The 12,045-nt window shown below is 32.4% G+C and carries 1 protein-coding gene; it reads left to right on the forward strand.

All coding sequences use genetic code 4. The features are described from left to right. Positions 1-283: 283 nt before the first annotated feature. Positions 284-12,031, forward strand: a complete 11,748-nt coding sequence (locus tag MCJ_RS01355; protein WP_012751495.1) for a DUF1410 domain-containing protein — start codon at positions 284-286, stop codon at positions 12,029-12,031. Positions 12,032-12,045: the final 14 nt, after the last annotated feature.

Genomic DNA, 12,045 nt, shown 5'->3' on the forward strand with positions numbered 1-12,045 from the left:
ATTTTTTTCAAAAAAATAATTTTTGTGATAATATTATATAAGTGGCTAATGATTTATAAATATGCTACTACAATATAAAAAATGTAATATTTATATTTTTTATATTTTTATAAAACAATTATTTCTCTTGTACTTTTATATAAAATATTATATAATTATGTTTAGAAAAATAATTTTTTCTTTATTTTTATAGTCAAATGACATATATTTAGCTATTTAAGTAATACTAACTTTTAGAAGTAAGTTAGTATTTTATCATTTTAAAAAAAAGGAACAGACAATAATGCCTAAAAAACAAAATGAAAACAAACTTATTCAAAAAAAATACCGTGCTAAAAAAATAATAGCAGCTAGTGGTGCACTTACAGCTACTAGTGTTGTTTTAGCTCCTTATTTAGCAAAATTATTAAAAACTCAAGATATTTTAGTTAAAGATTTTAATGCAGTCAATGTTGCTGCTAATAGTGCTGGCTTTAAATTTAGTTTAAAAGGGACAGATAAAAGAGTTGATGAAATTTTAACTAAAACTGATTTAGAATTATTATATCTTGATGAAAATCAAAAAATCGTTGCTAAAACTAATATTAATTATGATAAAGAAACCAAAGAATTTAGTAGTTTTAATGATAAATTAATTAGCGGTTCTTTATATAGCCTTCAAATTGTAGCACCGCAATATAAGAGTTATCGTTTTGTTTTTGATCAAAATGCTAATTATTTTTCAACAACAACTCAAATTAATAAAATTGATTATAATAATGATTTAGACAAAACAAATTTAGTTGTTTCCATTTTTGATTCCCAAAAATCTTTAGAAGGTGCTAGTTTACAAATTAGTTACCATGCAGAAAATTCTAATGAAATTAAAACAGCAACTGCTGTTTTACAATCTTATGAGAATCAAGGTCATATTAATGATAATATTAAAGTAGCAACATTTAATTTAGAAAAATTAACTCGTGATACTAAATATACTATTATAGATGCTAGTTATGATTTTGGTGGTAGTCCATCAACAATTGGATTTTCATCTAAAGTTGATCCAAGTTTTTTAACTTCACAACCTAGTGGTCGTCTTAGTGATTTATCACAAAATATTATCGGACAAAACCGTTCAGGTTTTAATTTAAATTTTGAAAGTAGTGATCCAGATTTAGCCAATAAAAAAGTTATTCTTGAATATTACTGACAAGACGAGCAAGAAAATAATCATTTTGGACAAGTTGATAATTTAACCATAGCAGGTGAAGTTGGTAAATATCACATTAATAATATTAAATTAGAAGGCTTACCAGGTGGACAAAAATTCTTTGTATCAAGAATTTTTGGTGATAACGATAATGTTTTAATTAATGTTAAAGCTAGTGACTTTAGCTTTGTTTCAGCTCCTGAAATTGCAAGTATTTCAACTAAGACCACTCGTGATGGTTATACTAGATTTAATGTTGTTTTTTCTGATAAAAACTTTTTATTAAATGAAAAAATTGTTGATCTTTCTTTTTACGCAGATAATAATAAAGACAAAATTTTCAATGTTGAAGGACGGGTAATTGGTAATAACTTTACAAGCTTTATTCAAGATTTGCCAAGATTCTCTCATTTTACCATTACTGGAGCTAAAGTTAAAGATAGCAAAGTTAACTTTAGTCAAGATTTTGATTTTGATAATGCATTTAGTCAAATGCCAATTTTCTTTAGTAATAATTTTCAAGAATCACAAAAACATTTTCTCACCAATTTTGATGCAGCTAGTGTAACAACTATTAAAGCAGAAAATGCAACTGAAGATGGTATTGAAATTACAGCTGAATATGATCCAGCTGACAAATATATTTTAGGTAATTTAGCAACTCTTTATTTCAGCATTGTTGGTTCTAGCAACAATTTAAAATCACAAGCTGTCAAAATTGTTGAAGAAAACAATAAAATTGTTGCAAAATGAAAATTAATTAACTTAGAAGCCGGAAGCACCTATGTTATCGACTCTGTTGGTCTTAATCAACCAGATGGCTCAAATGTTTTAAATGTTGAATCAATTTTTGCTGATAATATAACTGCAACTGATTTATCATTTGTGACCAAACCAGTGGTCTCTAATATTTTCAGTCAACAAAGTGGCGAAACTTCAGTATTACTTAGTGTTATTTTAAAAAATGCTGCCACACCGCTTACTACAGCGACTATTTTTTACCAAAAAATTGGAAAAGGTGGCAAAGTTGAAGGTGTTGAGTTAAAAAAAGAAAATGTCAATGTTATCAACAACACAACTATTAAAACAACTATTGATAATTTAGAAAAAGGTCAAGATTATCAAATTACCAAAATTGAATTAAATAATAATTATTTATCATCACTTGGTGAAAAAGATATTTTACCAGTATCTAAAAACTTATCTCCAGCTGAGAAAATTTTTAGTGTTTCCACTCCACTTACCATCATTAGAGTACAACAAATAGCAGATGATTTAACAACTGCTAAACTAAAAGTTATTTTTGATGCTCCTAGCCGTAAATTAATTGCTAGTGATGAAGTTACTATTTTTTATAACCGTTTAGGTAATAATGAATTGCTTAGCTCAAAAGCTAAATTATCTGGTAATTTTGCAATTTTTGATTTAAAAGATTTAAAAATTGGATCAAAATACTATTTAAATTCTGCAACTGTTGAAAAAACTGTTGTCTCTAACAGTGCAGTTGATACTGATTCTACAAAAAAAGATGTCAATGTTTTATTTGACAATGATATTTCAATTGATGAGCGTTCTTTTTATACTAAAAGTGGAATTGAAGATATTGTCTATAATAATTCCAATGAAGCCCGTGTAATAGCAGAGCTTTATTTAGCTGATGCTCGTGGTGATTTTAAAGGTGCCAAAGCACAATTGGCATATAAATTAAAAAATAGTAATGATAGTGTAAAAGAACCTTCTACAGAGAGTGCGGAGGATCCTAAAAAATCTAATCAACCTGATTTTAATAAATATTCTGATTCAACTCCAGTATTAGGAAATCGTATTCGTTTTGATTTAAAAGATTTAGAGAAAAAAGCTGAATACCAAATTTATAATCTCTCTGTTTTAATTAATGAAGCACCTGCTGCTAAATATAAAGACAATGCAGGAGTTCAATTTGGTCTTGATAGGGTAGAAACTCAAGATGTAGTAAAACCAACAGGTGCCGGTGCAGCTGGTGGAGGTGCTGGTTCATCCACCGCGAATGCTAGTTCAGCAAACACCATTGCTTTTGAAGAAGCTCTTTATAAAAAACCAACTACCCAATTTTTCATCACAGTGCCTCAAACTGCTTCAGTTACTAGCATTAGTCAAGACCTTATTGGCGAAAATAGTGCGAGATTTACTGCAAAATTTGGTCAAGTTGACTCTTATTTAAAGGGATCAAAAATTCGAGTTACTTTAAAACAAACTGGAAAAACTGATCATACTGTTAATGCAGAGGCAATTGTTCAACAAGATAATGCTAATGGTTTTAAAGTAGAGTTTGATGCCCAAAATCTTCATGCAGGTGCACGTTATGCAATTGTTGGATTTGAAAGATTGGAAAAAAACGAAGAGCCAATTAAAATATTTACTAATCAAGTTGCTTATACAGATCAATTTATTATTACTCAAGCTTTAATTCAAAGTTATGAATTTAATACAGATAATGAAACAAAAGCAGTTGTTAAATTAAAATTGAAAGATGAAGGAAAGCATGCAGTTGGTCGCCAAGTTACTTTACTTATTAGAGAAGAAGAAAACATTGGTATTCAACATACTCTAACAGCTACTAGTGTTGGGACAACATATATTTTTCCATTTCAAAATTTAAAAAAGAATACAAAATATTTTGCTAGTGATGTTAGTTTTAATGATGCTAAAGGTATTAAAAGGGATTTAAGATTTAAATTAGAACCTGGTTTTAGTAATAAATTTACTACTAATGTTCAAACTGCAACCGTTAATAAAATTGAGCAAAGTTCTATTACAAAAAATAGTGCAAAAGTTAAATTCACTTTTGATGATGCAGATAAGCAATATTTAAAAAATCAAATGCTCAAATTAACTTATAAAGATAATAGCGAACCAAGTCAAGCGGAAAAAAGTGCAACTGGAATGGTTCAAAATGATGGTACAGTTGAATTTGATTTAACTGATCTTACCAGTGGTAACCGTTACCAATTGACCAAATTAGAATTTAATCAGACACCAGATAAAAAGCAAATCAATCTCTCTGATGATTTCAAATTTATCTTTGATAATACTCCAGGAAGCAAAGCTGGCTTTGATAAAAGATTCTTAGTACCAACTCCAACACTTAGCTCTATAAATTCTGCTTCAGCTTCTGAAAATAGTGGAAAAATTACTATTAACTTTAATGATAAAGCTGGCTCACTTAACGGTCGAAAAGTTAGAGTTACTTATAAAAAAACATCTCCGACACCAGCAGGTTCATCAACAACAAATGACACCGTTACCATCAATAACGGAATCGCCGTTATTGATCTAACCGGTCTTGATAAAGCTGCTACATATGAAATTGAAAAAGTTGAATATGCAGATGCGGTAGCACCAGATCCACAAGCCACCCAATTCACTGAATTAAAAACCAGCACTGATACAAGTGTAACTAGCACATTAAAATTAATTGCTGAATCAACTAGTATTAAATCTATTAGTTATAACTCAAGTGATACTAAAGCAACAATTGAAGTTCAATTTGATGAAAGGGATAAAGAGTTTTTAAAAGATCGTTATTTTAAATTTGTCTTTAAACCAATTAGTGGTGGTAACAATGTCGAGGCAACAGGGCAAGTAACTAGTACAAATGGAAGTGAAGCTAAAATTAATTTAGAATTTAATGGAACTAGTCCAAAATTAGAACCAGCTACTTATTATACTATTGAAAGCATTACAAATGTTCAACAAAATAGTGGAGGAGCACCCGCACCAGCGCCTGCTGCAAATGAAGAATTCCATCCTTTAACTAAGATTAGTTATCAAGCTAACATTAGCCAGAAAGCCTTCTTTGCAACCAAGCCACAAATTAGTGATATTGAATTTGTACAAAATAGTGAAACTAGTTATACTGCAACTTTTAATATTAAAGATCCCCTCGCTGGACAAAATAATTCTTTTGAAGGCAAAAGTGTCAAAGTTTACTATGAGAAGCTTCCAAAAGAAAAGACAGCTGAGAAAACTGATTTTGAAATCGCTAATCCAACGAATCAAGCAGATCAAACTATTACTTTAAATGGTAATGTTCAAACGGTAACTGCAAACATTTCCGGAAACAGTTTTAGCATCAGCTTGAGCAATCTCGATAAAAATGCTTACTATAAAATTCTTGGTGTCTCCGTTGATTTAACTAGTGATAATACTAAATTAACAACAGATATGCAAATTAAAAACGGAAATGACTACCTATTTAATTTTGCAAAGAGCATCTCTGATGTCAACCGCTCTTTCCACGTCATCCCTGAGAGTGCCACAATTACTGAGGTGCAACAAGGTGACAAATCATTAAATAAAGCAAAGCTCACCTTTAGTTTTGATAAGTCCAAAGGAGACTTCTTCTTAGCTAATAATAAATATGAAAATAATTTAAAATTAGTTTATCGTGGCATCGGTGGTAATAGTCAAGCTCAAGAAATTGAGCTAAGAAAAATGTCAGGTGATGAAGATAGTGATTCAACTGATGTCAAATTTGAAGCTGATATTAGTAGCTTAGCTCCAGGAAGCTTGTATAGTATCATTGGCATCAAAGATAATACTACTCAAGATCCAGAGCAATTTAAGCAAGCTGCTAATACATCCGTTGGTCCTTATCCAATTGCTTATACATTTGATTCAAGCACAACAAGAACTTTTGCTACACTAGCTTCAATTGCTGAAATTCGCAGCTCAGCTGTCGTTGGTGAGCAAACTGCACAAACTATTTCCATTAGATTAAAAGATCAAGGTGATACTTTTAAAAATGGTGGGCAGGCCAAAACCTTAGTGCTCACTTATGCTCAAGATGCTTCAGAGAATTCAGGTGCTCAAGATCAAACTGTTGAAATTCAAGTAACAAACGGGCAAGGAAGCATTAAGTTAGACTCTCTTACTAAATACGGAAAGTATATCATAAAATCTATTAAAGAAAAAAATACTGGTACTGTTTTAGTTCATGAAGAAGCTCAACCTAATAATCCAAAAGAGATTCCTTTTGAGCAAAGCATTACTAATAAAAACCAAAACAAATTCCAAGTTCAGCCAACTAGTGTTAAAGTCAACGATTTTGTTGTCCAACAAATTAGTAGCACAACTGCCAAAGTTAAATTCACTTTTGATGATGCTGATAAGCTTTATCTAGACAATTTTACTAACCTAAGATTAAATTATAGTGCTGCTGATGGGCGCACCATCACTTCAAGTGAGGCTAAAGTCAAAGACGACAAAGGACAAAAAATTGTCGAATTTGATTTGACCAATTTAGAGCCTGCCAAATATAGCGTTGATGGCCTTACCTTTGAATATCCACTTAGCTCGACTGCTAAAAGAGTCAAAGTAGAATTTGCTGAAAATCTAAATATTTCAGCAAGAAGCTTTACAACGCAGCCACAAATTATTGCGGCTAGAGCACAAGGTACTGGCGATAAAAGCGGAAGCTTTGAGCTTCAATTAGCTGATCGATTTGCCAGTTTTGTAGGTCGGCAAGTAAAAATTGACTATCGTACTAAAAGAGCATCAGGTAGTCGGCAAGTTAGATCAACTTTAGCTTCAACTTTAAAAAGTGAACAAGGTAGTCTAACAACAACGCTTTTTGCTGAGGGGCCAAATGCCAAAGCACTAGTTAATATTGAAGGGCTCAGAAAAGATACCGCTTATGAAATTGTGAGCATTGAGCTCATCGGTGGTCTCAAAAACCCGATGGAGATTCAGCCGTCTGCACAACCTGATCAAGACTACACAATCCAAGATGATTCAACTAAAGTTGCCTCCATCACCAAAGAATTTACTACTTTAGCTACTAGTGCACTAGTAACTCATGTAGAGTCTAGTATTTTATCAGAAAAGAGAGCAAAAGTTAAGGTATTTTTCAACTTTGATGACAAATTCTTGTTAGATAGAAGTGAGCGGCTTTATCTTCGTTATCGCTCATCTAAAGGTGGGGCTTTTAAGGTGTCTAAAAGTGCTGTTAATCCAACTAGTGATTCACATGGTCGTTTCTATTATGAATTTGATTTACAAGATTTAGATGAAGGTTCCAAAAACAGTTTAATCGATTTATCAAAAACAAATACTACATCTGTTGACAATGATTTAAAAATTAGCGTCGGTGGGGATGCTGCCAATATCGACAGACGCTCTTGAACAACTACGCCAACGCTCGCTGATCTTAATTTTATTTCTTCTCAAGATTCAGCGCTGCTGCGCTTTAAGTTAGAAAATACTGGTCAAACTGACTATGATAATAAAAATGTAAAAATTAAGTATAAAAAAATTAGTGATATCACTAATAAAAATCAGTTAGATGTCGAGCAAGAATTTAGTAACACCACAACTATATTAAATGGTATTATTGAAGCTATTGTTACTAGGCTTGAAAGAGGTAGTTTTTATAAATTAGAATCACTTGCGATAACTGATCCGGGTGGTGCTAACGAAATACCAATTGCTTTCTCATCTGAGTTTCCTCGCAGCACCAACCATGACATTTTCAACACCAAAGTTGAAAATGCTTCACTGCAAGACATTGTTGTCTTAAATAATGATAACAATGTCCACGCTGGTAAATTTGAAATTAAATTTGATGCTAGTCAAACTTTTTTGATTGGCAACTATCAAGCTGCCATTCGTTATGGTACGAAAGATAATAAAGTACCACAGTTGACCTCCCAATTTGTTGATGTAACAAAGGGAGCTGGTATGGATATCAAAGCTGATATTAGCTTAACTAATTTAGTTGCTGGACAAAACTATGAAGTAAAAGAAGTTATTCTCCAGAGAAAAGCTAATAAACAATTTATTGAAAATGTTATTTTCTTGCCACAGCAATTAAGTCTAGTTAATAATCCGGCGCAGGAAAATGGGCAAGGTGAGCTCAAATTTAAAAGTCAAGATAATCCAGCCTTGAAGACCAAGGTATCAGTCGCTGCTATTTTTTCTAATTCAACTAGAGAAAAACAAGCAACAATTGATGTTTTTTTCAACAATGTTAACCAGTTGTTATATGATGATGCACAAGTTAAATTAAAATATAAATTAAAAACCACAGGTGCTTTATCTGTTTATAGTGATGATCAAGTTCATGAGGAAACTGCTACTTTTAGTCGAGCTGAATCAAAGGCCACCTTCAATCTTGACAGCCTTATCAAAGACTCAGAGTACAGCATTGAAGCAATTGAGTGGATGGATAGAAGTGTGGATGCACCTCAGGCAGCTCATTTTAAAACAGCTAATTTTAGAAATACCGGAATTGGAACTTCTGGTGTTGAAATTCCCTTTGATGGTCAATTAAGTGATAGAGACAATTTCCAAAGAAAATTCAATGTTATTGCCCAAACTGCAACAATTAATAACATTGAAATTTCTAACATTACAAATAATGCTGCAAATTTAAAAGTTAAATTTGCAGTTCAAGATGATGCTTATTTGCACAATCAACAAATTGCTCTAAAATTAAAACAATTAGCTAGTGCTTCTCAGGGGCAAAACCAACAACAATTGATAGTTTATTCTAAACAAGCCGACATTGATGTAGCAAGCCAACATATGAGTGATAAAGCTCGAGCTGGCGAGATCGAAGCCACTTTTGATTTATCACAATTAGAAGCTGGATCTAAGTATCAAGTCGAGAGTGCCATTATTAGTGGTAAAACTGTTACAGTTAATTTGAATAGCACTATTGACACAGATGCAAATAATTTCACTGATGCTACTCGAAATCGGGCAACATTTGTTACAAAAACAGAGATTACTAATATAGTAGCTTCTAATATCGGCGACAATAGTGCAAATCTTATGGTCACCCTTGCCGATAGTGGCCAAGTTTTAAATGGCAAAATGGCCAAATTAAAACTCAAGCCAATTAGCATTGTTGGTCTTAACAAAGATGTCGGGAATGCCCAACCCGTCGAAGTCACCGGAATGCTTACTACTACTACTACTACTACTACTACTACTACTACTACTACTACTACTACTAGTGGAGTATTTAACTTTACTAGCATGAACAAACTCCAAAAACATACTCGCTATGAAGTTGAGTCTTTCACAGTTGATGATTCCACCTTTAAAGCAAGCAATTCTAATTCAGCAAGCATTAGTTTCTCAGATGACTTTGGTACAAATAAAATATTAGAAGCTAACAAATTTGTTACCACCACAGGTAGCACTCTTGAATATGATAAAGCTGATAATCGTCCTGATTTAGATGGAAATAAAATTATTAATGGTTATTCAACACGAGCAACAGGAGTTGATTCAGCAGAAATCGAATTTATCTTTGATAAACTTAATGTCGCAATTGCTAGAGGTCACCAATTTGAATTGTATTATGCCAAAATTTCCACTGGGCGTGAAACAGATGAAAGGGGTGGTGGTACAACTCCGGATCCTACATCCACAGTCAAAAAAGCTACTACTCTTGCTGAAGTGCAAGATATCAATGGTGATGCAGCTCACGGGCGTTTAAAATTCATTCTTAATTCATCTAATAGTAGTTTAGATCATTCTTCAACTTATGCAGTCGTTGGTATTAATAATACTACTACTGGGAATTTTATAACACTTTCTAATTTGAGCGGGGTTAGCCCAGCTAGTGTTGCTGGTAGTTCTGTTACCATTCCTACAATAAATGGAGATAAACAAGATACTATCAAATTTACAACTCAGATTCCGCTTCCAAAGGTAACCAGTATTGAAGTAGGAGATAGTACTCCACTTAATGATGGTACCTTTAATGGTGATTACGCATTTGAAACTAAGATAACTATTCAATTTGATAAAAATGCAGAATATGCTTTTGATGATACAACTGTTATTCCTAATAATAATTTCAAAGTTCGTGTTCGGGCACAAGAGCGAAAACGTTTTGTAGTAGAGAGAAATCGTAATAGTGATGGAACTAACAGAACTGAAAAATTCACTCAAAGTGAAACTGGGTTTAACTTTGATGATACTGAAACTAGTTTTGGAAATGGAGAAAAATATCAAGTTACTGATTTACGATATTTTCCTGATCCTTTAGGTAATAAACTTGAATTCAAAATAAAAGCCAATGACATTCGTAGATTAATGGGCGCTGAGTTGGAATTCCACATTGGTCAAGATAAAAGTACAAGTAATACTCTAAAATACTACAAATATGTTGGTCACGGTGGTCGCAACGGAAATGACAAATTAGCCACTCAGCAATCTGAGGCCGTTGTTATTGATAGAAATGCTGAAGGTAATAAAATTACTGCCCAAATCAAACCACAAATTCTCATTGAAGATGCTGTCAATAGTGATGTCATCATTCCTGGGTTGATCGGCTATACCTTTGCAGTTTATGATCCTCTTCACTATTTAAAAGAGGTGGATCCTTTTGCAGATCCAATTGCGACGGATCTACGTTATTTACTAACACCTTATTCAACTTTTGCTGGAAATATTGAATTTAAAGATGTACCTCATAGTGTAAATTTAAGTAATAATGTAACTACTAATAATGGTAATATTCTACTTGATACTGGAATCATTAATACTAACCGTGACGTAGGGAAATTCAACCTAAAAAATCCCTTTAGTGAGAGATATACAAGAAGAAATGTTGATGACTTTCGAGTATTAGGTGGTTATAGAGAAAATAATTTATCAACAATAGGTGGTAATTTAGTACAACGGTTTAATCAAACTAAACCACAATTTGTCCGTATTTGATCCGCTGAAGACTACAATCATTTTTTAAACCGAGGTGGTAATGCTGATTCATTACACTACGGTCGTGATACTGCTTTTATTACTTTCTACTATTATGTAGAAGATGAATTAAGAGGTGGACAGAGAAATCTAGATAATAGAGACTTTAGAAAAAATTCAAGTATTGCTAAACAATTTATTTTCTTTGATTTAACTAAACTCAAATTTTTTGAAACTGCAAAAAATAGAAACTCAACCATTGTGCGTAGAAACCCAATTAGAAGTATTTTTACTTTTCCACATAGACACAAAGATGATATTGCCTTGCCACAGTTAAAAAAAAGAGATTATATAAATGCTCGTTTTCCACATATTTCGTTTGCTCCAACTGACAGATCACCTTTATATTTAGGAACTAGTCCTGATGGACAAAGATTTGATAAATATATTAATTTAAAAATTGGTTATGATGGTAGAGCAAATCAAAACAATAGTAGTTCAACATTAAGATATATTGCTGTTGGTAATAATGATCGATTTGTTGGTATTAATTTTAACAATATTCCTGGTGGTGATAAGGGCGGTTATGCCTACTCAACAGGTCAAAATGGTGGTGGTGGTGGAAGTCTACTAAACGATAATCAATCTGGTTCACTAAAATTGGATTTTAATTCAATACAATATCGTGATATTTATGCAAGAATATATGATGTTGAGTATAACCGGGGAAGCAAACAATTAACAGCAAAGTTTGCTTGACCAAATACTTTCGCCAGTGAAGTTTTTTTGACTAGAGGTAGAGGACTACAACCCAATCATTATATTCAATTAACAGCTGCTTTTAAAGCAAGAGATGGAAAAATATTTCTTGCTGGAACTAGAAACAACACTGCTGCTAGCCCATCTCAACAAATTCAGTTTCTTAATGATCAATACTTTACAAATTTTACTTTTGATTTAAATAATTTTACCCAGGGAAGCAATCCTTACCGCCCTCATGTTGATGGTCCGCTAACTCTGTTAGGATTTTGAGGTCGCTTTGCTAAGGGGGAAGACCGAACTAACAACCCTCCCGATGCCGTTGCGCGTACCATCTACTATCAACCAGACCAATATTACACCTCAATTGTTAAAACAATAAAATGATAAAAAACTAAAAAATA

The sequence above is a fragment of the Mesomycoplasma conjunctivae genome (genome assembly GCF_000026765.1).
Classification (GTDB): domain Bacteria; phylum Bacillota_I; class Bacilli_A; order Mycoplasmatales; family Metamycoplasmataceae; genus Mesomycoplasma; species Mesomycoplasma conjunctivae.